This window comes from Streptomyces sp. NPDC017890, assembly GCF_044328675.1.
Taxonomy (GTDB): Bacteria; Actinomycetota; Actinomycetes; order Streptomycetales; family Streptomycetaceae; genus Streptomyces.
Genome location: NZ_JBIRHU010000004.1, coordinates 111216 through 137590, shown reverse-complemented (window position 1 = coordinate 137590; position 26375 = coordinate 111216). Strand labels below are relative to the sequence as shown.

Sequence of the window (26375 nt, the reverse complement as noted above, 5' to 3'; positions counted from 1 at the left end):
TCGGCGCCTCGGCGGCGGTGCAGCCCTCACGCCGGCGCCGCCGCCGTGCCCACGGCGGCGGCGCCCCTTCGCGAGTGACGGGTCGGGGCGGATCCAGCGCACCCATGGGCTCTCCGTACCGGGGGCCGGCGTGTCAACGGCGCCCGCGCGCGGAGCGGCGTCGCTGGGTACCCCGGCCGCCACGGGGACAATCACCGGATACGGAGCGTCGCGAACCGTGTCGCTGTTGGGCCGAACGGGTGACTTGGCGTAAGAATTGGCTGGTGCAGGCAATGAAGGCGAGTGAAATCGGGGGAGCCGGTGAACAGTCACGACGTCACCGATGAGCAGTGGGAAGGGCTCGCCCAGGTCGTTCCGTTGCGCGGGCGCGACGCATGGCCGTCCGCGGTCGGCCACCGGGCGATGCCGGAGGCGGAGACGGAGACGCGCCGTCGTTTCGTCGTCCTGCGGGTCAACGTGTTCGCGGACGCCCGCGAGGTCGCGGAGATCCTGATGGCGGGCATTCCGGTCCTCCTGGACCTGACCAGCGCCGAGACCGACGTCGCCAAGCGGGTCCTGGACTTCAGTACGGGTGTGGTCTTCGGCCTGGCCAGCGGCATGCACCGCGTCGACCGCAACGTCTTCCTGCTCACCCCCGCCGGGACCGAGGTGAACGGGCTGATGGAGAGCGCGGCGGAGGTTCCCGGGATCTGACGGAGCCTGCCGGCCGGCCCTCCGGGGTGTGACGGGCCTTCCGGCGGGCTCCCGGGGGATGACGGGGCCTGCCGGCCCTGACGGCCCCGTCCCCCGATCGTAGGAACGCGGGACGGGCAAAACGGTTCGGCGTCCGGTGGGGTTCTACGGTCCGCACATGGCCGCGTCACCTGCGTCAATGTCACCTGTGTCAATGTCACCTGCGCCGATGGCACCCGTGCCGACGGTGTTGGCCGCGCCCCGCCCGGACCGGCCCCACATCACGGAGCTGAGGCTGCATGCCTTCGCCGGGCACCGGCGCGCCGTGCTGCGGCTCGGGCCGCTCACCGTGCTCGCCGGGCCCAGCGGCTGCGGGAAGACCAGCGCGCTCGCGGCGTACGAGGCACTGGCCCGGCTCGGGGGCGGCGCCGAGCTCGGCGCGGTCTTCCCCGACCCGGTCGCCCGGGTGCCCGAGCGGGCCCGGCCCGACGCCCAGCACCGTCGCGGTTTCCGCATCGGCTGCACGGCCGACGGACCCGCGGGCCCGGTGCACCTGGACGTCGCCGTGCAGGCCGAGCCCGAGCTGCGCATCGTGGGGGAGCGGCTGACGGCGGACGGCGTCGTACTGCTGGAGACCGCCCTGCGCGACCCCGGCCGCCGTGCCGTGCAGGCGGCCTGGCACACGGCCGGGTCGGCGCCCGTGACCCGAGCCCCGCTGCCGGACGACCGGCTCGGCACCCCCCTGCTGCCGCTGCGGGTGGCCGGCAAGACGGACGGGCAGCGCAGGGTACTGGCCGCGGCCGAACAGATGGTGGTCGCGCTGCGTTCCGTCTTCGCCTGCGATCCGCGGCCCGGCCGGATGCGGGAGCCCGTGCCCACCGGCTCCGGGCGCCTGCTCGGGGGCTGCGACAACCTCGCCGACGTGCTGTGGCGCACCCGCGCCGAGTGCGGGAGGCGGCACGCGCAGTTCGTCGGGGCGGTACGCGCCGGATGCGCGGGCCCCGTCGCGGACGTCCTGGCCGAGCCGGCCGTCGGCGGTGCGGTCCGCGCGCTGCTGGACCGGGGCGACGGCACCCGCACCGGCCTCGCCCGGCTCGGCCACGGCGAACTGCGCTACCTCGCCCTCGCGCTGGTGCTGTTCACCGGCCCCGGCGTGCTGGAGGTCGACCCGGCCGGCGAGGTGCCCGCCGCGTTGCAGACGCTCACCGTCCTCGCCGACGGTTTCGACCGCGGCCTGGACGTGCGGCAGCGCGTGGAACTGCTCCGGCTGGCGGCCCGGATGTGCGACCGCGGACACATCCGTCTCGTCGCGGCGGTCGCCGACGCGTCGTGGGTGACCGGGGCGGCCGGTGCCGCCGGTGCCGCCGGGGAGGCGGGCGCGGACAGGGAGCCGGGTGCCGACGGGGCGGACGGCGTCACGGTGGTACACCTGGTCCCGTGACCGATCATCCCGACCTCGCGGCGTTGCAGCGCAGACTGGCCGAGTTCGCCGCCGCACGGAACTGGCAGCCGTACCACACCCCCAAGAACCTCGTCGCCGCACTCAGCGTGGAGGCTTCCGAACTCGTCGAGATCTTCCAGTGGTTGACACCCGAGCAGTCGGCCCGCGTCATGGCCGACCCGGACACCGCACACCGGGTCCGGGACGAGGTCGCCGACGTACTGGCGTATCTGCTCCAGTTCTGCGAGGTGCTCGGTGTCGACCCGCTGGCCGCGCTGGAGGCGAAGATCGAGCGGAACGAGCTCAGGTTCCCCGCGCGGGGCGAGCCGGAGGGCTGAGTGCGGAGGACCGGCAGGGCTGAGCGCGGCAGACCGGCAGGGCTGAGCGCGGAGGGCCGGAGGGCTGAGCGCGGGGGCCTGAGGGCTGAGCGCGCAGGAGTCGCGAACTCCGTTATCACGCTCCGCAGTCAAAGCCGGGCCCGAAATCAACATGGTGTCCGAAGATTTCCGTCTTCCTCTGGCTTTTCGCCCCACATGCCTTCACTCTGGGTAGTGAACAATGGAGTTCGGGCGGACGCGTCGCGGGCGCGTCGGAGACGGACGGGGGCAGTGCATGGACGCTGTGCGGCTCATCGTGGCGAGTGGGCGTGCCCTGGCGGCCGGCGGCGAGGCGCCGGACATCCTGGCCGAGGTGTGGCAGGTGCAGGCCCTGGCACAGGCGATCGGCAGCCGGCTGGCGGTCTTCGGACCACCGGAACTGCGCGGCGAAGCACTGGGACTGGCCGAGCTCGCGGGCCGCGGCTGCGGAGTGCTGCACACCCCGGAGCTGGCCCCCGGTGAGCTGCGCGCCGCCCAGCTCACCGAACTGGGCGACGCCCGCCAGGCATTGATGCGCCTGGGCACCCTGCTCGGCGAGACCGGTATCGCCCTCGTCGGCATCGCCAGCGCCGCGGACGACGAGGCCACGTACTGGCAGTGCATGGAGGCCATCGACGCGGCGGACGAGTCGCGGGACCGCGTCCTGGAGATGCTGCGCAGACTGGCCGACCGGGACGCGGAGTTACCGGAGCGGGAGGCGGGCTAGCCGTGACACCACGAGCCGCCGGCCGGCACCCCCGCTCACCGCAGCGCCCGGGAACGCGCCGGGCCGCCCGGAGCCTGTGCGGCGCGTCCGCGCCGAGCAGGCAGGATGGAGACATGGATCTCCGCATCTTCACCGAGCCCCAGCAGGGGGCCACCTACGACACCTTGCTCACCGTCGCCAAGGCCACCGAGGACCTCGGCTTCGACGCCTTCTTCCGCAGCGACCACTACCTCCGCATGGGCTCCGTCGACGGCCTCCCCGGCCCCACCGACGCCTGGATCACCCTGGCCGGCCTCGCCCGCGAGACCAAGCGCATCCGGCTCGGCACCCTGATGACCGCCGGCACCTTCCGGCTGCCCGGCGTCCTCGCCATCCAGGTCGCACAGGTCGACCAGATGTCCGGCGGCCGCGTCGAGCTGGGCCTCGGCGCCGGCTGGTTCGAGGAGGAGCACAAGGCGTACGGCATCCCCTTCCCGAAGGAGAAGTTCGCCCGCCTGGAGGAGCAGCTGGAGATCGTCACCGGTCTGTGGGCCACGGAGACCGGCAAGACCTTCGACTTCCACGGCAAGTTCTACGACCTCACCGAGTCGCCCGCGCTGCCCAAGCCCGCGCAGGCGAAGGTGCCCGTACTCATCGGCGGCCACGGTGCCACCCGCACCCCGCGCCTGGCAGCCCAGTACGCCGACGAGTTCAACATCCCGTTCGCCTCGGTCGAGGACACCGAGCGCCAGTTCGGCAGGGTGCGGGCCGCCGCCGAGGAGGCCGGCCGCGGGGCCGACGCGCTGACCTACTCCAACGCCCTCGTCGTCTGCGTCGGCAAGGACGACGCCGAGGTGGCCCGCCGGGCCGCCGTGATCGGCCGTGAGGTGGACGAGCTGAAGGCCAACGGCCTGGCGGGCTCCCCGGCGGAGGTCGTCGAGAAGATCGGCCGCTACGCCGAGGCCGGCGCGCAGCGCGTCTACCTCCAGATCCTCGACCTCGACGACCTGGACCACCTGGAGCTGATCTCCTCCCAGGTCCAGTCCCAGCTGGCATGAGACCGCCCGTCCGATAACCGAAGGCGCCGGTCACCCGTCCCGTGCGATGGTATGACCGTCGTCCTGCCGGAGCCCCCAGGATCAACGCCCTGGGGGCTCCCGCGCGTACGGCACCTCGTCAGCGTCCACCGGCCGGAGAGGCCCTCCGCATGTTCCTGACCATCACCACCACCGGTACTCCCGAACACCCCGCGACCGACCTCGGCTTCCTGCTGCACAAGCATCCGGACAAGGCGCAGGCGTTCTCCACCTCCTTCGGTACGGCCCACGTGCTCTACCCCGAGGCGGAGGAGCAGCGCTGCACGGCGGCGCTGCTGCTGGAGGTCGACGCGGTGGCGCTGGTCAGGCGCGGCAAGGGCAAGGGCCGCGGCGGCGCCCCCGACGCGGCACTCGCGCAGTACGTCAACGACCGCCCGTACGCGGCCTCGTCCCTGCTCGCCGTCGCGCTGAGCAACGTCTTCTCCAGCGCGATGCGCGGCGTGTGCACAGCCCGCCCGGAGCGTGCCGCCGAGCCGTTGCCGCTGCGCGTCGAGGTCCCGGCACTGCCCGCTCGCGGCGGCCCCGGCCTCGTACGGCGCCTCTTCGAGCCGCTGGGCTGGACGGTCACCGTCGAGGCCGTCCCGCTGGACACCGAGTTCCCCGAGTGGGGCGACTCGCGCTACGTCCGCCTCGTCCTGGAGTCCGCTGCCCTCACCCTCGCCGAGGCCCTGCGGCACCTGTACGTCCTCCTCCCGGTGCTCGACGACGCCAAGCACTACTGGGTCTCCCCGGACGAGGTCGACAAGCTGCTGCGGGCCGGCGAGGGCTGGCTGCCCGGCCACCCGGAGCACAAGCTGATCACCAGCCGCTACCTGTCCCGCCGCTGGTCCCTGACCCGTGAGGCGATGGACCGGCTGGAGCTGATCCGGCTGGCGGAGAGCGACGACAGCGACGTCGGGGAGATCGACAACGCGGTCGCTCAGGAGGTGGCGCCCGAGGCCGAGGAGAAGCCCACGCCGCTCGCCGTGCACCGTCGCGAGGCGATCCTCACCGCCCTCCGGGACAACGGCGCCGCCCGTGTCCTCGACCTCGGCTGCGGTGAGGGGCACCTGGTGCGGGAGTTGCTGAAGGACCCGCGCTTCACCGAGATCGTCGGCGTGGACGTGTCGGTGCGCGCCCTCACCATCGCCTCCCGGCGGCTCAAACTGGACCGCTTGGGCGAGCGGCAGGCCGCGCGCGTCAGCCTCTTCCAGGGCTCCCTCGCCTACACCGACAAGCGCCTGGGGGGCTACGACGCCGCCGTGCTCAGCGAGGTCATCGAGCACCTCGACCTGCCCAGGCTGCCCGCCCTGGAGTACGCCGTGTTCGGATCGGCCCGCCCGCGCACCGTGGTCGTCACCACGCCGAACGTCGAGTACAACGTGCGCTGGGAGACCCTCCCGGCCGGCCACGTCCGCCATCGCGACCACCGCTTCGAGTGGACGCGCGAGGAGTTCCGCACCTGGGCGGAGACGGTGGCCGAACGGCACGGCTACACCGTGGAGTTCCGCCCCGTCGGCCCCGACGACGCCGAGGTGGGCCCGCCCACCCAGATGGCCGTGTTCACCCAGACCGCGAACGAGAACCAGAAGGAGCCGAAGGCCGCATGAACACCTCCGGCACCTCCGGCACACCCGGCACACCCGGCACACCCGGCACCTCCGGCACCCCTGACACCACCGACACCTCCGGCACACCCGGCATCCCTGACACCTCCGGCACCCCCGTGCGGGCCCGCGCCCTGCCGGTCACCGACCTCTCCCTCGTCGTACTGATCGGCGCCTCCGGTTCCGGCAAGTCCACCTTCGCGCGGCGCCACTTCAAGCCCACCGAGGTCATCTCCTCCGACTTCTGCCGGGGCCTGGTCGCCGACGACGAGAACGACCAGAGCGCGAGCCGTGACGCCTTCGACGTCCTGCACTACATCGCGGGCAAGCGGCTCGCCGCCGGGCGCCGCACCGTCGTCGACGCGACGAACGTGCAGCAGGACGCCCGGCGTCAGCTGATCGAGCTGGCCAGGAAGCACGACGTGCTGCCCGTCGCCATCGTCCTCGACGTCCCCGAAGAGGTGTGCGCCGAGCGCAACGCCACCCGCACCGACCGGGCCGACATGCCCCGCCGGGTCATCCAGCGCCACACCCGCGAACTCCGCCGCTCCCTGCGCCACCTGGAGCGCGAGGGCTTCCGCAAGGTGCACGTGCTGCGCGGCGTGGCGGAGACCGAGCACGCCACCGTCGTCACCGAGAAGCGCTTCAACGACCTCACCCACCTCACCGGCCCCTTCGACATCGTCGGCGACATCCACGGCTGCGCCGCCGAACTGGAGTCGCTGCTCGGGAAACTGGGCTACACCGACGGCGTCCACCCCGACGGCCGCACCGCCGTCTTCGTCGGCGACCTGGTCGACCGCGGCCCGGACAGCCCCGGCGTACTGCGCCGCGTGATGTCGATGGTGAAGTCGGGCGACGCCCTCTGCGTGCCGGGCAACCACGAGAACAAGTACGGCCGCCACCTCAAGGGCCGCAAGGTGCAGCACACCCACGGACTCGCCGAGACCATCGAGCAGATGGACGGCGAGAGCGAGGAGTTCCGCGCCGAGGTGCGGGAGTTCATCGACGGCCTGGTCAGCCACTACGTCCTCGACGGCGGCAGGCTCGTGGTCTGCCACGCCGGGCTGCCGGAGAAGTACCACGGCCGCACCTCCGGCCGGGTCCGCTCCCACGCCCTGTACGGCGACACCACCGGGGAGACCGACGAGTTCGGCCTGCCCGTGCGCTACCCGTGGGCGGAGGACTACCGGGGCCGCGCCGCCGTCGTCTACGGCCACACCCCGGTCCCCGAGGCCACCTGGCTCAACAACACCATCTGCCTGGACACCGGCGCCGTCTTCGGCGGCAGGCTCACCGCGCTGCGCTGGCCGGAGCGCGAACTGGTCGACGTACCGGCAGAGCGGGTCTGGTACGAGCCGGCCAAGCCGCTGCGCACCGAGGCGCCCGGCGGGCGAGACGGCCGCCCGCTGGACCTGGCCGACGTGCACGGCCGCCGGGTGGTGGAGACCCGGCACGCCGGCCGGATCACCGTGCGCGAGGAGAACGGGGCGGCGGCCCTGGAGGTCATGAGCCGCTTCGCCACCGACCCGCGTCTGCTGCCGTACCTCCCGCCGACCATGGCGCCGACCGCCACCTCGCGGGTGGACGGCTACCTGGAGCACCCGCGGGAGGCCTTCGCGCAGTACGCGGCGGACGGTGTGGAGCGGGTCGTGTGCGAGGAGAAGCACATGGGCTCGCGGGCCGTGGTGCTGGTCTGCCGCGACGCGGAGGCGGCACGTGCCCGTTTCGGTGTCGGGGGCACCTCCCGCTCGAGCGCGGCCGAGAGCGGGGGAGGCCCCACGGGGTCCCTGTACACCCGTACCGGCCGACCGTTCCTCGAGGACGCGACGCTCACCGAGGCGGTTCTCGACCGGCTGCGCACCGCCATCGGCGAGGCCGGCCTGTGGGACGAACTGTCCACCGACTGGCTGCTGCTGGACGCCGAGCTGATGCCCTGGTCCCTGAAGGCCTCGGGCCTCCTGCGCTCCCAGTACGCCGCCGTGGGCGCCGCCTCCGGTGCGGTGTTCCCGGCCGCGCTGGCCGCGCTGGAGGGCGCCGCCGCACGCGGCGTCGGCGTCGCGGACCTCCTCGACCGCCAGCGCGCCCGGGCCGCCGACGCCGCCGCGTTCACGGACGCCTACCGCCGCTACTGCTGGACCACCGACGGCCTGGACGGCGTCCGCATCGCCCCGTTCCAGATCCTGGCCGCCCAGGGCCGCAGCCTGGCCGCACTGCCGCACGACGAGCAGCTCGGCCTCATCGACCGGCTCGTCGAGCACGACGGCAGCGGCCTGCTCGTGACCACCCGGCGGCTGTACGTCGACACCGGCGTCCCCGAGTCGGTGTCGGCGGGCGTCGACTGGTGGCTGGAGATGACCGGCCGCGGCGGCGAGGGCATGGTGGTCAAGCCGGTCGGCGCCGTCGTCCGCGACGCGAAGGGCCGCCTGGTGCAGCCCGGCATCAAGTGCCGCGGCCGCGAGTACCTGCGGATCATCTACGGCCCCGAGTACACGCGTCCGGACAACCTCGCCCGGCTGCGGCAGCGGTTCCTGAACCACAAGCGGTCCTTGGCGATCCGCGAGTACGCCCTCGGCCTGGAGGCCCTGGACCGCCTCGCGGACGGCGAGCCGCTGTGGCGGGTGCACGAGGCGGTGTTCGGCGTGCTGGCGCTGGAGTCGGAGCCGGTGGACCCGCGGCTGTGACCCTGGCCCGGCCCGGCCCGGCCCGGCGCGGACGGCGAGTCGAGTGCGGCCGGGGCCCGGAGCCACGGCCGTCGGCGTTCCACTCCCGCGTCAGCCGCCGGCGTACGGCTTCACAGCGGTGTCCGGAGCCGGGGCCGCGGGACGGTCCCGTGCGGCCGGCCCGCGGGTCAGCAGCAGGAGCGGCTGGGTGAGCAGCGTGGTGGCCAGGGCCATGAAGACCAGGACCGTGTAGAGCGGGGTGCTCAGCAGGCCGGCTTCCAGACCGGCGTTCAGGGCGATCAGCTCGGTGAGGCCCCGGGCGCTGAGCAGCACACCGACGGTGCGCGCGTCGTGCCGGTCCAGCCCGCCGAGCCGGGCCGCCACCGTCCCGCTGCCGATCTTCGTCGCGACCGCCAGCAGCGTCACCACCAGCAGGGCGGCCCAGCCGGTGCCGGTCATGCTGTTCAGGGTCACGGACTGCCCGGAGAGCACGAAGAAGAACGGCAGCAGCAGGGAACCGACCTCGTGCAGGGGCCTCAGCAGGTCCGGGTCAAGCGTGCCGTTCTCCTCGCGCGGCACCACCACGCCGGCGAGCAGCGCCCCGAAGATGACGTGCAGTCCGAGGGAGTGCGTGACCCACGCCGACCCCAGGGCGAAGCCGATGAGCAGCGCCAGCCGTAGCGAGGGCTCCAGACGCGTCCGCCACAGCAGCCGGCGCAGCACCGGCCGGGCCGCCAGCGCCATCACGGTGACGAAGCCGACGGCGAGCGCCACCCGCCACGGCCAGTCGAGCGCCGCCCGGGCGTCACCGGTGTCCAGCAGCGCCGCCGCCAGCACCGTCCAGCACACCGCGTCCAGCACTCCCGCGGCGGAGACCGCCACCACCCCCGGCACCGAACGGGACAGCCCGTTCTCCCGCACGATGGCCGTCAGCACGGGCACCGCCGTTATCGACAGGGCGACGCCCGCGAACACCACCATGGCGGGGGAGAGGTCGCGCGGCATGCCCAGGTCCCGCAACGGGTCACGGAAGACCAGCGCGCAGCCGCTCCCCACGGCCATCGGCACCACGAACGAGGCCAGCGCCACGGTCACCGACGTACGCGCCCGGTCGCCGAGGACCTTCAGGTCCAGCTCGTACCCCACCGCGAACAGGAACACCACCAGGGAGAACTGCGCGAACCCGGTCAGCGCCGGGCCGATCGCCGCCGGGAAGAGGGACTCGTACAGGTCCGGGGCCACGCTGCCCAGCAGGGACGGGCCGAGCGCGATGCCCGTCGTCAGCTGGCCCACGATGTACGGCTGTCTCAGCCGCCGGGCGAGCCGGCCGCCCGCGTGCGCGGCCACCACGATCAGAGCCGACGCACCCACGAAGTGGGCGATCATCGTGTCAGGGCTCAACTGAGTCTCCGCATGCTCGGGTCGGTCGATGTCCGGTCGACAGTCCGGATCGATGGCGGGTCGGTGTCCGGTCGAGGTCCGGTCGAGGTCAACCTGTCCAGGATGGGAGTGGTCCGGCGTCGCATCGAAGGTCGTACACCGGTCTTCGCCAGAGCACGAGGGGCACACGACGGCGGTCGTCTTCATGCAGGGCACGACGGTGCGCGAACCGGGCTTCTCTGCGCTCGCGGGGCGCTTCCCCGCGGAGTGACGCGGCCGGGGGCGGCGGGTAAGCCGTGCACGGGCCCGCGCGAGCGGGGGTGAACAGGCGCCCGAATGGTCAGGATGGAGGCATGGGATTCCAAGTCGACTCCGAAGCCGGGCGGCTCGCCCGCGTCATCCTGCACCGGCCGGATCTCGAGCTCAAAAGGCTCACCCCCAGCAACAAGGACGCCCTTCTCTTCGACGACGTGCTGTGGGTGCGCCGGGCGCGCGCGGAGCACGACGGGTTCGCCGACGTGCTCCGCGACCGCGGGGTCGCCGTGCACCTCTTCGGTGACCTGCTCACCGAGACCCTGGACCTTCCGGCGGCCCGCCGGCTCGTCCTGGACCGGGTCTTCGACGAGAAGGAGTACGGAGTGCTGGCCACGGACCACCTCCGGGCCGCCTTCGAGACCCTGCCCGCCCGCGAGCTCGCCGAGGTCCTGGTCGGCGGCATGACCAAGCGCGAGTTCCTGGACGCGCACCCGGAGCCGACCTCCGTGCGGTTCCACGCCATGGAGCTGGACGACTTCGTGCTCGGACCGCTGCCCAACCACCTTTTCACCCGGGACACCTCGGCCTGGATCTACGACGGCGTCTCCATCAACGCCATGCGCTGGCCCGCCCGGCAGCGCGAGACGGTCCACTTCGAGGCGATCTACCGGCACCACCCGATGTTCCGCGACGAGACGTTCCACCTCTGGTCCGAGGGGCAGGCCGACTACCCCTCCACCATCGAGGGCGGCGACGTCCTCGTCATCGGCAACGGCGCCGTGCTCATCGGCATGAGCGAGCGGACCACGCCCCAGGCCGTCGAGATGCTCGCGTACAAGCTGTTCGCGGCGGGCTCCGCGCGCACCATCGTGGCCCTCGACATGCCCAAGCGGCGGGCCTTCATGCACCTCGACACCGTGATGACGATGGTCGACGGTGACACCTTCACCCAGTACGCCGGGCTCGGCATGCTCCGCTCCTACACCATCGAGCCGGGCGTGGGCGAGAAGGAGCTGAAGGTCACCGACCATCCGCCGGAGCACATGCACCGTGCGATGGCGGCGGCGCTCGGGCTGAACGAGATCCGCGTACTCACGGCGACCCAGGACGTTCACGCCGCCGAACGCGAACAGTGGGACGACGGCTGCAACGTCCTCGCTGTCGAGCCGGGCGTCGTCGTCGCCTACGAACGCAACTCCACCACCAACACCCACCTGCGCAAGCAGGGCCTCGAGGTGATCGAGATCCCGGGCAGCGAGCTGGGCCGGGGCCGGGGCGGACCGCGCTGCATGAGCTGCCCGGTGGAGCGGGGAGCCGTATGAGCCGGGCCGTATAAGAATTCAAAGTCTCGTATACAATTCCACGGAGACCCGTCCCCGTACCCCTGGAGCGCCCTCATGGCGACAGTCCCGACCGCCCTCGCCGGCCGCCACTTCCTCAAGGAGCTCGACTTCACCGCGGAGGAGTTCCGCGGCCTGGTCGAGTTGGCCGCGGAGCTGAAGGCCGCCAAGAAGGCCGGGGCCGAGACACGGTATCTGCGGGGGAAGAACATCGCCCTGATCTTCGAGAAGACGTCGACGCGCACCCGGTGCGCGTTCGAGGTCGCCGCCGCCGACCAGGGCGCGTCGACGACGTACCTGGATCCCGCCGGCTCGCAGATCGGCCACAAGGAGTCCGTGAAGGACACCGCGCGCGTGCTCGGCCGCATGTTCGACGGGATCGAGTACCGGGGCGACAGCCAGCGGAAGGTCGAGGAGCTGGCGGCCTTCGCCGGCGTGCCCGTCTACAACGGCCTGACCGATGACTGGCACCCCACCCAGATGCTCGCCGACGTGCTGACGATGACCGAGCACAGCGACCGGCCCCTGGGTGAGATCGCCTTCGCCTACCTCGGTGACGCCCGCTTCAACATGGGCAACTCCTACCTGGTCACCGGCGCCCTGCTCGGCATGGACGTACGCATCGTCGCCCCGAAGTCCTACTGGCCCGCCCAGGAGGTCGTCGACCGGGCGAAGGAGCTCGCCGGGTCGAGCGGGGCGCGCATCACGCTCACCGAGACCCTGGACGAGGGTGTGCGCGGGGCCGACTTCGTCGTCACGGACGTCTGGGTCTCCATGGGCGAGCCCAAGGAGGTCTGGAACGAGCGGATCAAGTCCCTCGCCCCGTACGCCGTGACCATGGACGTGCTGCGCGCCACCGGCAACCCGGACGTCAAGTTCCTGCACTGCCTGCCCGCCTTCCACGACCTGGGCACCAAGGTCGGCCAGGAGATCTTCGAGGCGCACGGCCTCGACTCCCTGGAGGTCACGGACGAGGTCTTCGAGTCCCCGCACTCGGTCGTCTTCGACGAGGCGGAGAACCGTCTGCACACCATCAAGGCGGTCCTGGTCGCCACCCTGGGCTGACCGGCAAGGACCACCGCCGGGACCAGTCCCGTTATTCTGACCGGCGGCCCCGGAGCCACCCCTTCCGGCGCCGCCGGCCGCGACCACCGTCGCGCCCCCCGCACCACCAGAAACGAGCACCACCCGCAATGCCCGCTTCCCGCGTCAAATCCCCCCACCTCCTCGTCGCCGAGTCCGGCGCCGACCGTGAAGGCCATGGCCTGAAGCGCACGATGGGGCTGTTCCAGCTGGTCTGCTTCGGCGTCGGCGCGATCGTCGGCACCGGCATCTTCGTCGGCCTGTCCGACTCGGTCGCCGAGGCCGGCCCGGCCGTTGTCGTCTCCTTCGTGCTGGCGGCGATCACCTGTGTCTTCACCGCGTTCGCCTTCGCCGAGCTGGGCGGCGCGATCCCGGTCTCCGGCTCCTCGTACTCCTTCGCCTACGCCGGACTCGGCGAGCGGACCGCCTTCCTGGTCGGCTGGTGCCTGCTCCTGGAGTACGGCGTCTCGGTCTCCGCGGTCGCGGTCGGCTGGAGCCAGTACGTCAACGAGCTGCTCGACAGCGTCCTCGGCCTCCAGCTGCCGCACGCGCTCTCCGCGGGCCCCGGCGACGGCGGCGTCCTCAACCTGCCGGCCGTGATCGTCATCGCCCTGGCCTGCGTGCTGCTGGTGCGCGGCGTGCGGGAGAGCGCCCGGGCCACCGCGGCGATGGCCGTCCTCAAGCTGGCCGTTCTCGTCGCCTTCTGCGCCGTCGGCTTCTACGCCTTCCAGGACGGCAACCTCACCCCGTTCTCCCCGGCCGGCCTCGGCGGCATCGGCGCCGGCACCACGGCCGCCTTCTTCTCGTACATCGGCTTCGACGCGATCACCACGGCCGGCGAGGAGGCCAAGAACCCGCGCCGGGACATCCCCATCGCGATCCTGGTCTGCATCGGCCTGGTCACCCTGCTCTACTGCGCGGTCGCCGTCGCCGCGATCGGCGCCATCGGCGGCGACGCGGTCGGCGACCGGCCCGCCGCGCTGTCGTACGTCGTCAACGAGGTCACCGGCTCCACGATCGGCGGCGGTGTCGTCGCGTTCGGAGCGGTCGTGGCCATCGCCTCGGTGGTCCTCGCCGTGATGTACGGCCAGACCCGCATCCTCATGTCGATGTCCCGCGACGGACTGATCCCGCGGGTCTTCGAGAAGGTCTCGCCGCGTACGGCGACCCCCGTCGCCGGCACGCTGATCGTCGGCGCGGTCTTCGCACTGCCGGCCGCCTTCGCCCCCCTGGACGCGGTGGTCAACCTGTGCACCATCGGAACCCTCGCGACCATGGCCGCCGTCAACGTCGCCGTGATCGCGCTGCGCCGCCGCGAGCCGGGCCTCGCCCGCACCTTCCGCGTGCCGCTGTACCCGGTGACGCCGCTGCTCGGGGTGGGTTTCTGCCTGTACCTGATCTACGAGACGGGCGCGGCGACCTGGCTGCAGTTCGCGGTGTTCCTCGCGGTGGGCCTGCTGGTGTACGCGGCCTACGGGCGCCGGCACTCCCGCCTCGCCCAGGCCGGGGCGGAGGTCACGGCGAAGGGCGACGCTGAGCGGGTACCGCAGGGAGCCTGAACCAGACCGCCTTGCCGGACCCGGTGGGCCGGTGACCGCAGGACGAGCTCAGGGCGCGGATCAGCAGCAGACCGCGCCCGTGCTCCTGCCAGGGGTCGGGCGGCTCCACACCGGGACGGGTGAGGTCACCGGGCGGTTCCGGGTCCGGGTCGTGCACCTCGACCTGGCAGCCGGTCGCCATCAGCTCCACCACCAGCTCGATCGGCGATCCGCCGGAGGTGTGCTCGACGGCGTTGGCGACCAGCTCCGCCGTGAGCAGTTCCGCCGTGTCGCCGTCGGCCGTGTGCTCCAGTTCGGCCAGTGCCGTTCGGACCAGGGCACGGGCCACCGGCACGGCCGCGGCGGAGTGCGGCAGTGCGATGCGCCAGGAGGCGGGGGCTGAGGGGTGATCGTGCACGGCTGGGTCCGTTTCGTGGAGCAGGCGGTCCTGTCCGGCTTTCAACCTTATGAATGGTACGGCGCCGCCCGGCAGAGCCGTTCGACGGGCGCCGCCCGGGACCTTCGGCCCGATGCCGGGCATGTTGTCGCGCACCCGTGACGACAGTCACGAAGCGGTGATAGCTTCGCATGTCATGAGTCCCTTCACCGGCTCCGCCGCCCCCACCCCCGAGTGGCGGCACCTGCGCGTCGATCTCACCGACGGCGTCGCCACCGTCACCCTCGCCCGGCCCGACAAGCTCAACGCGCTGACCTTCGAGACCTACGCCGACCTGCGCGACCTGCTCGCGGAGCTGTCCCGGGAGCGGTCCGTGCGGGCCCTCGTGCTGACCGGCGAGGGGCGCGGCTTCTGCTCGGGCGGCGACGTCGACGAGATCATCGGCGCGACCCTGTCCATGGACACCGCCCGACTGCTGGACTTCAACCGGATGACCGGCCAGGTGGTGCGGGCCGTACGGGAGTGCCCCTTCCCGGTGGTCGCCGCCCTGCACGGCGTCGCGGCCGGGGCGGGCGCGGTCCTCGCCCTGGCCGCCGACTTCCGCGTCGCCGACCCGTCCGCCCGCTTCGTCTTCCTCTTCACCCGCGTCGGCCTCTCCGGCGGCGACATGGGCGCCGCCTACCTGCTGCCCCGCGTCGTCGGCCTCGGCCACGCCACCCGGCTGCTGATGCTCGGCGAACCGGTCCGGGCGCCCGAGGCCGAGCGGATCGGCCTGATCAGCGAGCTGACCGACGAGGGCCGCGCCGACGAGGCCGCCAGGTCACTCGCCCGCCGCCTCGCCGACGGCCCGGCACTCGCGTACGCCCAGACCAAGGCCCTCCTCACGGCGGAGCTGGACATGCCGCTCGCGGCAGCGGTGGAGCTGGACGCCTCGACCCAGGCGCTCCTGATGAACGGGGAGGACTACGCCGAGTTCCACGCGTCCTTCACGGAGAAGCGCCCCCCGAAGTGGCGAGGGAGGTAGGGGCATGCCCGCGGCGCGGGGGAGCGTGCCGGCCTCGGGGGCGCGGGGCCGTGTCGATCAGCGGCCGGGCCGCGGGGCGCGGGCGGCCACGACGGCGCCGCGGCCGCCCGCGACGACGAGGAGCCGCCCCCTGCACGCGGCGATCATCGGCGGCGGCCCCGGCGGCCTCTACACCGCCGCCCTCCTCAAACGCCTCGCCCCCGACCGCCAGGTCACCGTCTGGGAACGCAACGCCCCCGACGACACCTTCGGCTTCGGCGTGGTCCTCTCCGACGAGACCCTCGGCGGCATCGAACACGCCGATCCGGTCGTCCACGAGGCGCTCCAGGCCGACTTCGTCCGCTGGGACGACATCGACATCGTCCACCGGGGCACCCGCCACACCTCCTCGGGGCACCGCTTCGCCGCCCTCGGCCGCCGCCGCCTCCTGGAGATCCTGCACGACCGCTGCCACGCCCTCGGCGTCCGACTGCGCTTCGGTACCGAGGCCCCGGACCCGGCCCGGCTCTCGGAGACGTACGACCTCGTCGTCGCCGCCGACGGGGTGCACAGCACCACCCGCGACACCTACCGCGACGTGTTCCGCCCCCACCTCACCGCCCACCGCTGCCGCTACATCTGGCTGGCCGCCGACTTCGCCTTCGACGCCTTCCGCTTCGAGATCGTCGAGACCGAGCACGGCGTGATGCAGCTGCACGGCTATCCGTACGCCCGCCCGTCACCCGACCGCCACCCCTCGACGAGGCCCTCCGGGCCGCAGAACCGATCCGCCTCCACCGTCATCGTCGAGATGCGCGAGGAGGTCTGGCGGGCGGCCGGCTTCGACGAGCTGGACGAAGCCGAGTCCACCGCCCGCTGCGCCGAGATCTTCACCGACGCCCTCGGCGGCCGGCCGCTGCGGTCCAACAAGTCGGCGTGGACCACCTTCCGCACGGTCGTCAACGAACGCTGGTCGCACGGCAACGTCGTACTCCTCGGCGACGCCGCCCACACCGCCCACTTCTCCATCGGCTCCGGCACCAAGCTCGCCGTCGAGGACGCCCTCGCGCTCGCCGCCTGCCTGGAGGAACAGCCCACCCTCGAACAGGCGCTGACCGCCTACGAGGAGGAGCGGCGCCCCGTCGTCGCCTCCACCCAGCGGGCGGCCCGGGCCAGCCTGGAGTGGTTCGAGGACCTGTCCCGGTACCTCGACCAGCCGCCCCGCCGTTTCGCCTTCAACCTGCTCACCCGCAGCCGCCGCGTCACCCACGGCAACCTGCGGCTGCGCGACGCCCGCTTCACCGGATCCGTCGAGCGCGAGTTCGGCTGCCCGCCCGGCACGCCCCCGATGTTCACCCCGTTCCGGCTGCGCGGCCTGACCGTGCGCAACCGCGTCGTCGTCTCCCCGATGGACATGTACTCGGCCACCGACGGCGTTCCCGGCGACTTCCACCTGGTCCACCTGGGAGCCAGGGCGCTCGGCGGCGCCGGACTCGTGATGACCGAGATGGTCTGCGTCAGCGAGGAGGGCCGCATCACCCCCGGCTGCGCCGGCCTGTACACCGACCGTCAGTGCCAGGCGTGGCGGCGGATCACGGACTTCGTGCACGAGCGGGCGCCCGGTACCGCGATCGGCGTGCAGCTCGGGCACAGCGGACGCAAGGGCTCGACCCGGCTGATGTGGGAGGGCATCGACGAACCGCTCCCCGAGGGCAACTGGCCCCTGGTCGCCCCCTCTCCGCTGCCCTACGGCCCGGGCAGCCGGACACCGCGCGAGCTGACCCGGGACGGGATGGCGGACGTCCGGGAGCAGTTCGCGGCCGCCGCCGCGCGGGCCGCCCGGGCCGGTTTCGACCTGCTCGAACTGCACTGCGCCCACGGCTACCTGCTCTCCGGCTTCCTCTCCCCGCTCACCAACCACCGCACCGATGCCTACGGCGGCTCACTGGACAACCGGCTCCGCTTCCCGCTGGAGGTCTTCGACGCCGTACGCGCCGTCTGGCCCCCACAGCGGCCCATGACCGTCCGGGTCTCCGCGACCGACTGGGCCGAGGGCGGTACGAGCGGCGAGGAGGCCGTGGCGATCGCCCGGGCCTTCGCGGCGCACGGCGCCGACGCCATCGACGTCTCCACGGGGCAGGTCGTGGCCGACGAGCGGCCACAGTACGGGCGGTCGTACCAGACGCCGTACGCGGACCGCATCCGGCACGAGGCGGGCGTCCCGGTGATCGCCGTCGGCGCGATCTCCTCCTGGGACGACGTCAACTCGCTCGTCCTGGCCGGCCGCGCCGACCTGTGCGCCCTCGCCCGCCCCCACCTGTACGACCCGCACTGGACGCTGCACGCGGCGGCCGAGCAGGGCTACGAGGGACCGGGTGCCGTATGGCCGACGCCGTACCGGGCGGGCAGCCGGCGTCCGGTGACCGGACGCACCGACGCCCCCAAGCCCAGGCTCACGCTGCACGCCCGGCGTCAGGACGCGGCGGCCGGCGTGGCGCCCGACGCGGCGTCCGAGGTGTAGCCCCACGTCGCGCACATCGGGCGCAGCCGTTCGGGAATCTCGTCCTGCGCCGGCAGCGCGCGCCCGGGCTGCACGGTGCCGGTGCGGATGTTGTCGCGCCAGTCACCGAGCCCCCTGACCAGTTCACGGCCGCTCTTCCTGCCGTAGTTCAGCATGGCCGGCGCGTAGTCGACGCCGAGGAACGCGCACAGGCGGCGCATCTCCCGCTCGGGGTCGGCGGTGATGTCCTCGTAGCGCACGGTGAAGCCTTCGGTGTCGGCGGCGCGGGCCTCCTCGACGGCCGTCATGTAGCGCAGTACGTCGGTGACGGCCTTGTCGTACGGCCGCTTGACGGGGTCGCTCTCGTGCCAGGAACGCGCGACCGACTCCGGGTGACGCAGCAGGAAGACGAAGCGCGCGTCGGGCCAGCAGTCCTTCAGACGCCGGTACATGTACGCGTTGGCCGGGGTCTTCTCGACGATGAAGTCCTTGCCGGCCTTGACCAGTTCACGGTGCATGACGCGGTCCCAGAGCAGGTGCTCCAGGTCGCCGCGGGCCAGGCCGAGGGCGCTCATGGCGTGCTCGGAGTGCCAGTTGTCGCAGATGACGTCCACCCGTCCGAGGTGCAGCTCGTGCGCGGTGTGCAGCCGCGGGTGGGCGCCCAGCATCATGCGCAGCAGGGTGGAGCCGGAGCGGATGGACGAGATGACGAAGACGGGCCGCCTCAGCAGCCGGTCGGTCGCCAGCTCCTCGGCCGACGGACACCGGTAGGCGGCCGCGGGCCGCTCCGCGGGTTTCGGCACGGCGGAGGTCTTCCCCTTCGCCGCCCGGGGAGCTCTCCGTACCTGGAGGCCGGTGGTGACGGTGAGGGCCCGGTTCAAGTGACGCGCGAGACTCATGCGTCCGCACGGTAGGCGGGAAACCTGAGAAGAGGGTCTGAGAAGGCTGAGGGTTCCCTCATCGTGGAGAGGTGTGGCGCGAGTCACCGGCCCGGGGTGGGGGTGCTCCCGGCGTCGCGTAGACCGCGCCCGCGTCGCGCAGCCTCTCGTGCAGGGCCCGGAAGACGGCCGCCGAGCGCGTACCGGGCCAGTCCTCGGGCAGCAGCCGGGCGGGCAGCCCGGGGTCGGCGTAGGGCAGGTGGCGCCAGGAGTCCAGGGCGAGGAGGTAGTCGCGGTAGGCCTCCTCGGGCGGGGTGTCCGCCCGGCGCTCCCAGTCGCGCAGCACGCGCGCGTGGCGGTCGAGGAACGCCTCGTGCTCCTCGGCGATCGCGGCCAGGTCCCACCAGCGCCCCGCGGCCTCGGCGGTCGGCGTGAAGCCCAGGTGCTCACCGCGGAAGAAGTCCACGTAGGAGTCGAGACCCAGGCGGCCCAGCGCGTGCCGGGTCTCCTCGTACAGGCGGGCCGGGGCGATCCACACACCGGGAGCGGCGGTGCCGAAGCCGAGTCCGGCCAGGCGGGAACGGAGCACGTGCCGCTTCTGCCGCTCCGACTCCGGCACGGAGAACACGGCGAGCACCCAGCCCTCGTCCTCGTAGGGCGCCGCGGCGTAGATGCGCCGGTCTCCGTCGTCCAGCAGCCGACGGGCCTCGGCGGAGAGTTCGTAACCGGCCGCGCCCCGGGCGGTGCGGGCGGGCAGCAGCAGGCCGCGCCGCTTCAGCCGAGACACCGACGAGCGGACGGAAGGGGCGTCCACCCCGACCGCGGCGAGCAGCCGGATCAGCTCCGCGACGGGCAGCGGGCCCGGCGCGAAGCGGCCGTACGCGCCGTAGAGCGTGACGATCAGGGATCTCGGGGCGTGCTGCGCGTGCTGGTCGGACACGTTGATCATCTTAGGTTGTCGTCATCCCGCACGGCCGCCACGGGCGTCGTGCCCGGGGGCGGCCAGGAGCCGGTAGCGCTGGAGCTTGCCGGTCGCGGTGCGCGGCAGCGCGTCCGGGAAGACGAACTCGCGCGGGCACTTGTACGGCGCCAGCTCGGCCGTGAGGAACGCGCGCAACGCGTCCGGGTCCCGCTCGGCGCCCTCCCTCAGTACGGCATGGGCCACCACGACCTGCCCCCGGTCCGGGTCGGGCCGGCCCACCACCGCCGCCTCCACCACGTCCGGATGCCGCAGCAGCGCGTCCTCCACCTCCGGCCCGGCGATGTTGTACCCGGCGGAGATGATCATGTCGTCGGCGCGCGCCACATAGCGGAAGTAGCCGTCGGGTTCGCGTACGTACGTGTCGCCGGTGATGTTCCAGCCGTCGCGCACGTACTCCCGCTGCCGCGGATCGGCGAGGTACCGGCAGCCCACCGGCCCCCGCACCGCGAGCAGTCCGGGTTCGCCGTCCGGCACGGGCGCACCGTGCTCGTCCTGCACGCGCGCCTGCCATCCCGGCACCGGCACACCCGTCGTACCCGGCCTGGAGTCCTCGTCCGCCGCGGAGACGAAGATGTGCAGCAGCTCGGTGGCGCCGATGCCGTTGATGAGGCGCAGGCCGGTCCGCTCCTGCCAGGCCCGCCAGGTGGCCGCCGGCAGGTTCTCGCCCGCCGAGACGCAGCGCCGCAGACACGTGACGTCGTACGCGTCCAGCTCGTCGAGCATCGCCCGGTACGCGGTCGGCGCGGTGAACAGCACCGACACCCGGTGCTCGGCGACGGCGGGCAGCAGCTGCCTGGGGCCCGCCTGTTCGAGGAGCAGCGCGCTCGCCCCGGCCCGCATCGGGAAGATCACCAGCCCGCCGAGCCCGAAGGTGAAACCGAGCGGGGGGCTGCCCGCGAAGACGTCGTCCGCGCGCGGTTTGAGGACGTGCCGGGAGAAGGTGTCGGCGATCGCCAGCACGTCACGGTGGAAGTGCACGCAGCCCTTGGGGCGCCCCGTGGTGCCCGAGGTGAAGGCGATCAGCGCCACGTCGTCGGCCGCGGTGTCCACGGCCGGGTACGGCACGGCGGGCGCCCCACCGGGCTCCGTACCGGCCTTCGTGCCGGCCTCTGTACGTGTCTCCCCGCCACCCTCCGCGCCCGCCTCCCTGCGTGCCTCCGCGCCCGCCCCCGTACGGGTCAGCAGGTCGTCGGGCGCGTCCCCGCCGTACGTCGTGATGCGCAGCCCCGGGATCTCCGCCTCGGCGAGGTCGTCGACGGCCCGGACGTCGCACAGGGCGTACCGCACCCGGGCGATCTCGCAGACGGCGCGCAGCTCGTGCGGCCGCTGCTGGGCCAGCACGGTCACCGCCACCGCGCCCGCCTTCAGCACCGCCAGCCAGCAGGCGGCCAGCCACGGGGTGGTGGGGCCGCGCAGCAGCACCCGGTTGCCCGGGACGACACCGAGGTCGCCGGTGAGGAGGTGGGCGAGCCGGTCGACGCGGGCCCGCAGCTGTCCGTAGGTCCAGCGGTCCCCGGACGCGGTGCGGAAGACCGGGCGGTCGTCGGGCGGGCCGGTGAGCAGCTCCGCGGCACAGTTCAGCCGGGCGGGGTAGCGCAGTTCCGGCAGGTCGAAGCGGAGCTCGGGCCACTGGTCCGCGGGAGGCAGCTGCTCGCGCGCGAAGGTGTCGACGTGCGCCGAGCGGTGCGGACCTGCGCGGTGCGTGACTGCCATGGCGGTTCGCCCCCTGCGTCGTGGTGGGCTCGCGCCACGAGCGTAACGCGTTGGTGACGACAGTCAACGGTCCGCGATAACCTCGGATGTGGCCGCCCACGGGGCAGGGGAGCAGGGGAAGGGACCGGCGATGACCGCATTCTCGCTCGAACCGGCACGACTCGCCTGGTGCGCCGAGCTGCGCGCCCTGGCCGCCGAACGGCTGCGGCCCCTGGCCGAGAAGGGCGACCCGGGCCGCGTCAACCGCGCCCTCGTCGCCGAACTCGGCGCCCTCGGTCTGCTGTCCCGCCTGTTCACCTCCGGTGCGTTCGACCTGTGCCTGATGCGCGAGTCCCTCGCCCACGCCTGCACGGAGGCGGAGACCGCCCTCGCCCTCCAGGGCCTCGGCGCCCACCCGGTGCACGCCCACGGCACCGAGGCCCAGCGCGCCCGCTGGCTGCCCCGCGTGAGCGACGGCAGCGCGGTGGCCGCCTTCGCCCTCAGCGAGCCCGACGCCGGCTCGGACGCGGCGGCGCTCACGCTGGCCGCCCGCCCGGACGCGCGGCCGGGCACGCCCTCCGGCGGCCGCTCCGGCTGGCGGCTCACCGGCGAGAAGTGCTGGATCTCCAACGCCCCCGAGGCCGACTTCTACACCGTCTTCGCCCGCACCACCCCCGGCGCCGGCGCCCGAGGCGTCACCGCCTTCCTCGTCCCCGCCGACCGTCCCGGCCTCACCGGCACGCCCCTCGACATGCTCTCCCCGCATCCCGTCGGCACCCTCGCCTTCGACGCCGTGCCCGTCACCGGGGACGACGTGCTCGGCGAGCCGGACCGAGGGTTCCGGGTCGCCATGGACACCCTCAACCTGTTCCGCCCCAGCGTCGGCGCCTTCGCCGTCGGCATGGCGCAGGCCGCCCTGGACGCCACCCTCGCGCACACCGCCGCCCGCGACGCCTTCGGCGGCAAGCTGCGAGACCTCCAGACCGTCGCCCACCAGGTCGCCGAGATGTCCCTGCGCACCGAGGCGGCCCGCCTGATGGTGTACGCGGCGGCCACGGCGTACGACGAGGGCGCACCGGACGTCCCGCGGCGCGCCGCGATGGCGAAACTCCTCGCCACCGAGACCGCCCAGTACGTCGTCGACAAGGCCGTCCAGCTGCACGGCGCCCGCGCCCTGCGCCGCGGCCACCTCCTCGAACACCTCTACCGCGACGTGCGCGCCCCCCGCGTCTACGAGGGCGCGAGCGAGGTCCAGCGCGGCATCATCGCCAAGGAGCTGTACCGAGCGCTGGACGCGACGACCGAGGAGGCCGGGTCATGACCGCCGAGCGGGTGAACCCGCCCGGACTCTCCCCACCCACCGGCTTCTCCCACGCCGTCGTCGCCACCGGCACCCGCGTCGTGTTCCTGGCCGGCCAGACCGCCCTCGACACCGACGGCAAGGTCACCGGCGACACCCTCCCCGCCCAGTTCGAGCTGGCGCTCACCAACCTCCTGACCGCCCTGCGCGCCGCCGGCGGCACCCCCGCCGACCTCGCCCGCGTCACCGTCTACGCCACGGACGTCGCCGCCTACCGCACCCACGCCGCCGACCTCGGCCGCACCTGGCGCGAACTGGCCGGCCGCGACTACCCGGCGATGGCGGTCGTGGAGGTCGTACGCCTGTGGGACGAGCGGGCGTTGGTGGAACTGGACGGGTTCGCCGTACTGCCGTAGCGGCGCCGCGGCCCTTAGCATTCCGGTATGCCGGACATCGAACTGAGCGCGGGAACCATCGAGTACGAGGACACCGGCGGCGACGGCCCGGTCGTCGTCCTCCTCCACGGCCTGGTGCACGACGCGACCGTCTGGCGCAAGGTCGTCGCCGACCTGCGCACCGACCACCGGGTGATCGCGCCGACCCTGCCCTACGGGGCCCACCGCCGGCCGATGTCCCGGCCGCCCACCCCGGACCTCGTCAACGAGCTGATCGCGGAGTTCCTCGACCGCCTCGACCTCACGGACGTCACCCTGGTCGAGAACGACTGCGGACGGGCCCAGACGGTGGCGGCCCGGCACCCGGAGCGCCTCGCGCGGCTGGCGCTCGTCGCGTGCGAGGCGTTCGACAACTACCCGCCGGGACTGCCCGGAAAGCTGATCGGCGTGGCCTGCCGGATACCCGGCGGCGTGTCCCTGCTGGTCCGCACCCTGGGGCTGAAACCGCTGCGCCGGCTGCCCGTCGGCATCGGCGCGCTCACCAAGCGGCCCGTGCCGGACGCGGTCGTCGACGGCTGGCTGCGCCCGTTGCGCACCGACCCGGCGATCCGGCGCGACTTCCGGTACTACGGCACCCACGTCCGCCGCGGTGAACTGCTCGAGGCCGCCCAGGGGTTGCGGAGGTTCGACCGGCCCGCGCTCGTCGTCTGGGCGACCGAGGACCTGATGATGCCCCGCGCCCACGGCCGACGCCTGGCAGAACTCCTCCCGCAGGGGCGGCTGGTGGAGGTCGAGGACGCCCGGACGCTGATCCCCGAGGACCAGCCGGAGCTGCTCGCCTCGCTGCTGCGGGAGTTCATCGCCGAGAAGGGGTGAGTACCGCCGGCATGGAGTGAGTACCGCCGGAAAGGGACAGGCCTGGCCTGACAGCAAATCAGGCGGCCACCGCCAGGTGCCCGGCGGTAACCCGGCGCGGCGCGACGACCCGGCCGTCGGGCAGCAGCTCACCGGTGTCGTCGAAGACGATCCTGCCGTCGCACAGCAGGCTCCACCCCTGTCCGGGGTGGGCGGCGACGATGTGCGGGACGACGGACCGCGCGGCGGCAAAGCCGGCTGCCGCGGAGTCGGCCGCGGGGCAGGAAGGCCGGTGGGTACACATGGCGCACCTCCACGTCGGGAGACCGTCCCGTCGTCGGGACCGTCGCATGAACAGACCGTGCGCCCGACGGGAAGTCATCGCCAAGACCCCGGCGGCAAGCGTGACAGCACCCGGACAACCCGGCGACGGTTCCACGACGGCCGACGCGGAACCGGCACCATCGACGAGGCCCCAGGCCGCCGCCGACGCGGACTCGCCACCGAAGGGGTGACGGTCACCGCCGCCGGACGGTCCGCCCGGTACCAGTGGAACCCTTGTCTCCGACCGACCGGGAGGTTCCTCATGCCCGCACGACCCGCACGATGCGCAGCCCTCGCCACGGCCGCCGGCGCCGCCCTGCTCCTGCTGGCCGCCCCCGCCGCGACCGCGGCCCCCGACGACGCCCGCCACGTCACGGAGTCACTGACGGTGGATCCGACCGGCCGCATCGCCGCGGACGGCACCGTCACCCTCTCCGGGACCTACCGCTGCACCGCCGCGACCGGCCTGGTCTTCGTCGGCTCCTCCGTCAGCCAGGGCGACTCGTCCGTCCGGTACGGCATCGGCGGGAGCCTCGCGGTGTGCGACGGCCAGGAGCACCGCTGGGTCAATACGGACACGACCTCCGCGAACGCCCTGAAGCCCGGCGCGGCCTACGCCGAGGCCACTCTTCTGGAACTGCGGTCCATGGGCGGTCTGCCGCTCCCGATCTTCCGCGCGCGTCAGGGCCAGAACGTGACGCTGGTCGAGGGCTGACCCCGCGCCGGCACGGCCTTGTGACGCGTCGCCCGGTCCGTCATCCGGTCAGATCCGCTTCCGGGGCCCGGGGCCCGGCCGGGACGGGCGCTGGGGATGCCGCCGCTGCTGGGGAAGGGGCAACGGGTCCGAGGCCGCCGCGGCCGCCACCCCGTCGCCCGGAGGAGGCGTGGCGCGTTGCCGGTGCCGCGGCACCGCCCGCCGGGGCGGACGGGTGAGCGTGATCTGGCGGACGATCTGCTGGAAGCAGACCAGCGAGGCCAGCCCCGGCAGGGCCGCGGCCGCACCGTCGCTGAGGGTCCTGGGCGCCTGGGCGATGCACAGCATCATCGCGATGCCCGAGAACAGCAGCACCACGGCCCAGGAGTGCACCGCGCGGCGTTGGTGCAGCGCGGACCGCAGGACGGCCAGTGACGCCACCAGCCAGGGCCCGTAGACCAGCAGCGGCCACCACGACACGACGCTGCCACGGGTGCGGGTCGCGGCCGCCATGCGCAGCGGTTCGTAGGCCACCATGCCGCCGAACAGGCTCACGGAGGCCGCGATGACCGCGGCGAGCGCCGCGACGAAGAGGCTCGCGGCGCGCAGCCGGCTCACCTTCGGCTTGCGGACCTTGCGGTGACTGGCGGGGGTCTCTCTCAACGGTGGCAGTTCCGCTGTGATTTCCTGCAGATTGCTCAGCGGCGTGCCCGGCGCGGGAGCGATCGCCGACGTGTCCGTCGTCCCGTGCGGGGTGATGGGCTGCTGTCCCATCGCGTCCTGGAGCAGGAAAGCGAGCTCTTCGGCCGGGTCCCAGTTGGGTTCCGGCGGGACGAGGGTTTCCTGGAAGTCATGCTGCCGGGCTTCCTCCGGCGCTCGGTGCCGGCCGCCGCCGCCGCTCGAACGGAACGGGCCCTCGCCGTAGGGCGTTTGCTGATGAGTCTGTTCCTCGTACACGACGCGCGGGTCACTCCGCCCGGGTGTACGTGAGGGACCCCTGGGACCGGCCCCACCGCTCGGCGAGGCCGCTCTCCAGCTCGGTCATGACGTCCAGGAAGCGTTGCAGCACGGGCTCGGTCACCCGGAGTGGGACGGGGAGCCCGCCTCTGGTCAGAGTTCCGTTGCTCGGTGACGGACAGTGGTTTCTGCCAGGCCTGTAGATGTACGGGCCAAGCGTCACCAATTCCCCGTTTTCCTCGCTCATATCCGAAGTAACGTCCACTCACTCCGTCGGATGC

General features: G+C 73.1%; 23 protein-coding genes. 16 read left to right on the top strand and 7 right to left on the bottom strand.

Annotated features, from left to right (window positions below):
* Positions 1-300 precede the first annotated feature (300 nt).
* The 7 genes from ACH4F2_RS07195 (at position 301) to ACH4F2_RS07165 (ending at position 8542) form a co-directional block, all read left to right on the top strand.
* The gene (locus ACH4F2_RS07195) at positions 301-693 is read left to right on the top strand and encodes a cell division protein SepF (RefSeq protein ID WP_398131690.1); all 393 of its coding nucleotides are present in this window, start codon (positions 301-303) and stop codon (positions 691-693) included.
* Between the two features lie 157 nt (positions 694-850).
* Entirely contained in the window at positions 851-2113 is a 1263-nt protein-coding gene (locus ACH4F2_RS07190; protein ID WP_398131689.1) for an ATP-binding protein, read from the top strand.
* Entirely contained in the window at positions 2110-2451 is a 342-nt protein-coding gene (locus tag ACH4F2_RS07185; RefSeq protein WP_398131688.1) for a nucleotide pyrophosphohydrolase, read from the top strand. The genes ACH4F2_RS07190 and ACH4F2_RS07185 overlap by 4 nt, the downstream gene beginning before the upstream one ends.
* A gap of 274 nt (positions 2452-2725) precedes the next feature.
* The gene (locus ACH4F2_RS07180) at positions 2726-3196 is read left to right on the top strand and encodes a DUF6099 family protein (protein WP_398131687.1); all 471 of its coding nucleotides are present in this window, start codon (positions 2726-2728) and stop codon (positions 3194-3196) included.
* 113 nt (positions 3197-3309) lie between these two features.
* Positions 3310-4233, top strand: coding sequence for an LLM class F420-dependent oxidoreductase (locus tag ACH4F2_RS07175; RefSeq protein ID WP_398131686.1), 924 nt, complete (start codon positions 3310-3312; stop codon positions 4231-4233).
* Positions 4234-4382: 149 nt separating this feature from the next.
* Positions 4383-5861 (top strand): 3' terminal RNA ribose 2'-O-methyltransferase Hen1, encoded by a 1479-nt coding sequence (locus ACH4F2_RS07170; protein WP_398131685.1) that lies wholly within the window; start codon positions 4383-4385, stop codon positions 5859-5861.
* 116 nt (positions 5862-5977) lie between these two features.
* The gene (locus ACH4F2_RS07165) at positions 5978-8542 is read left to right on the top strand and encodes a polynucleotide kinase-phosphatase (RefSeq protein ID WP_398131830.1); all 2565 of its coding nucleotides are present in this window, start codon (positions 5978-5980) and stop codon (positions 8540-8542) included.
* A gap of 90 nt (positions 8543-8632) precedes the next feature.
* Here the strand turns inward: ACH4F2_RS07165 and ACH4F2_RS07160 are convergent, their stop codons facing one another.
* Positions 8633-9922, bottom strand: coding sequence for a cation:proton antiporter (locus ACH4F2_RS07160; protein WP_398131684.1), 1290 nt, complete (start codon positions 9920-9922; stop codon positions 8633-8635).
* A 332-nt stretch (positions 9923-10254) separates the two neighbouring features.
* Between ACH4F2_RS07160 and ACH4F2_RS07155 the strand changes: the two genes are divergently transcribed.
* The 3 genes from ACH4F2_RS07155 (at position 10255) to ACH4F2_RS07145 (ending at position 14138) form a co-directional block, all read left to right on the top strand.
* Entirely contained in the window at positions 10255-11478 is a 1224-nt protein-coding gene (locus ACH4F2_RS07155; RefSeq protein WP_398131683.1) for an arginine deiminase, read from the top strand.
* Between the two features lie 75 nt (positions 11479-11553).
* Complete coding sequence (gene argF, locus ACH4F2_RS07150) at positions 11554-12561, top strand: ornithine carbamoyltransferase (protein WP_398131682.1); 1008 nt, start codon at positions 11554-11556, stop codon at positions 12559-12561.
* A gap of 128 nt (positions 12562-12689) precedes the next feature.
* Positions 12690-14138, top strand: coding sequence for an amino acid permease (locus ACH4F2_RS07145; protein ID WP_398131681.1), 1449 nt, complete (start codon positions 12690-12692; stop codon positions 14136-14138).
* On the opposite strand, the gene ACH4F2_RS07140 is transcribed toward ACH4F2_RS07145, so the two are convergent.
* The gene (locus tag ACH4F2_RS07140; protein WP_398131829.1) at positions 14095-14535 is read right to left on the bottom strand and encodes an ATP-binding protein; all 441 of its coding nucleotides are present in this window, start codon (positions 14533-14535) and stop codon (positions 14095-14097) included. The genes ACH4F2_RS07145 and ACH4F2_RS07140 overlap by 44 nt on opposite strands.
* Before the next feature lie 175 nt (positions 14536-14710).
* On the opposite strand from ACH4F2_RS07140, the gene ACH4F2_RS07135 reads away from it, so the two are divergent.
* Positions 14711-15538 (top strand): enoyl-CoA hydratase family protein, encoded by an 828-nt coding sequence (locus ACH4F2_RS07135; protein ID WP_398131680.1) that lies wholly within the window; start codon positions 14711-14713, stop codon positions 15536-15538.
* Positions 15539-15542: 4 nt separating this feature from the next.
* Positions 15543-18038: a bifunctional salicylyl-CoA 5-hydroxylase/oxidoreductase gene (locus ACH4F2_RS07130; protein WP_398131679.1), complete on the top strand. Its 2496-nt coding sequence runs from the start codon at positions 15543-15545 to the stop codon at positions 18036-18038.
* On the opposite strand, the gene ACH4F2_RS07125 is transcribed toward ACH4F2_RS07130, so the two are convergent.
* Genes ACH4F2_RS07125 through ACH4F2_RS07115 form a run of 3 tightly spaced genes read right to left on the bottom strand, consistent with a single transcriptional unit; the run spans position 17990 to position 21653 of the window.
* Positions 17990-18916: a sulfotransferase family protein gene (locus ACH4F2_RS07125; RefSeq protein WP_398131678.1), complete on the bottom strand. Its 927-nt coding sequence runs from the start codon at positions 18914-18916 to the stop codon at positions 17990-17992. The genes ACH4F2_RS07130 and ACH4F2_RS07125 overlap by 49 nt on opposite strands.
* Before the next feature lie 58 nt (positions 18917-18974).
* A complete protein-coding gene (locus tag ACH4F2_RS07120; RefSeq protein WP_398131677.1) occupies positions 18975-19844 on the bottom strand; it encodes a PaaX family transcriptional regulator C-terminal domain-containing protein in 870 nt (289 codons plus the stop codon).
* Positions 19845-19856: 12 nt separating this feature from the next.
* Positions 19857-21653 (bottom strand): AMP-binding protein, encoded by a 1797-nt coding sequence (locus tag ACH4F2_RS07115; RefSeq protein ID WP_398131828.1) that lies wholly within the window; start codon positions 21651-21653, stop codon positions 19857-19859.
* A gap of 67 nt (positions 21654-21720) precedes the next feature.
* Between ACH4F2_RS07115 and ACH4F2_RS07110 the strand changes: the two genes are divergently transcribed.
* From ACH4F2_RS07110 to ACH4F2_RS07100, 3 genes are read left to right on the top strand one after another with little or no spacing between them, the layout of a single operon-like run.
* Positions 21721-22890, top strand: a complete 1170-nt coding sequence (locus tag ACH4F2_RS07110; protein WP_398131676.1) for an acyl-CoA dehydrogenase family protein — start codon at positions 21721-21723, stop codon at positions 22888-22890.
* The gene (locus ACH4F2_RS07105; protein ID WP_398131675.1) at positions 22887-23285 is read left to right on the top strand and encodes a RidA family protein; all 399 of its coding nucleotides are present in this window, start codon (positions 22887-22889) and stop codon (positions 23283-23285) included. The genes ACH4F2_RS07110 and ACH4F2_RS07105 overlap by 4 nt, the downstream gene beginning before the upstream one ends.
* A gap of 27 nt (positions 23286-23312) precedes the next feature.
* Complete coding sequence (locus tag ACH4F2_RS07100) at positions 23313-24140, top strand: alpha/beta fold hydrolase (protein ID WP_398131674.1); 828 nt, start codon at positions 23313-23315, stop codon at positions 24138-24140.
* Positions 24141-24198: 58 nt separating this feature from the next.
* Here the strand turns inward: ACH4F2_RS07100 and ACH4F2_RS07095 are convergent, their stop codons facing one another.
* On the bottom strand, positions 24199-24423 hold the full coding sequence (locus tag ACH4F2_RS07095) for a DUF5999 family protein (protein WP_398131673.1): 225 nt from the start codon (positions 24421-24423) through the stop codon (positions 24199-24201).
* 282 nt (positions 24424-24705) lie between these two features.
* On the opposite strand from ACH4F2_RS07095, the gene ACH4F2_RS07090 reads away from it, so the two are divergent.
* A complete protein-coding gene (locus ACH4F2_RS07090; protein ID WP_398131672.1) occupies positions 24706-25158 on the top strand; it encodes a DUF6299 family protein in 453 nt (150 codons plus the stop codon).
* Between the two features lie 48 nt (positions 25159-25206).
* Here ACH4F2_RS07090 and ACH4F2_RS07085 read toward each other — a convergent pair whose 3' ends face one another.
* A complete protein-coding gene (locus ACH4F2_RS07085; RefSeq protein ID WP_398131671.1) occupies positions 25207-26094 on the bottom strand; it encodes a DUF2637 domain-containing protein in 888 nt (295 codons plus the stop codon).
* Positions 26095-26375: the final 281 nt, after the last annotated feature.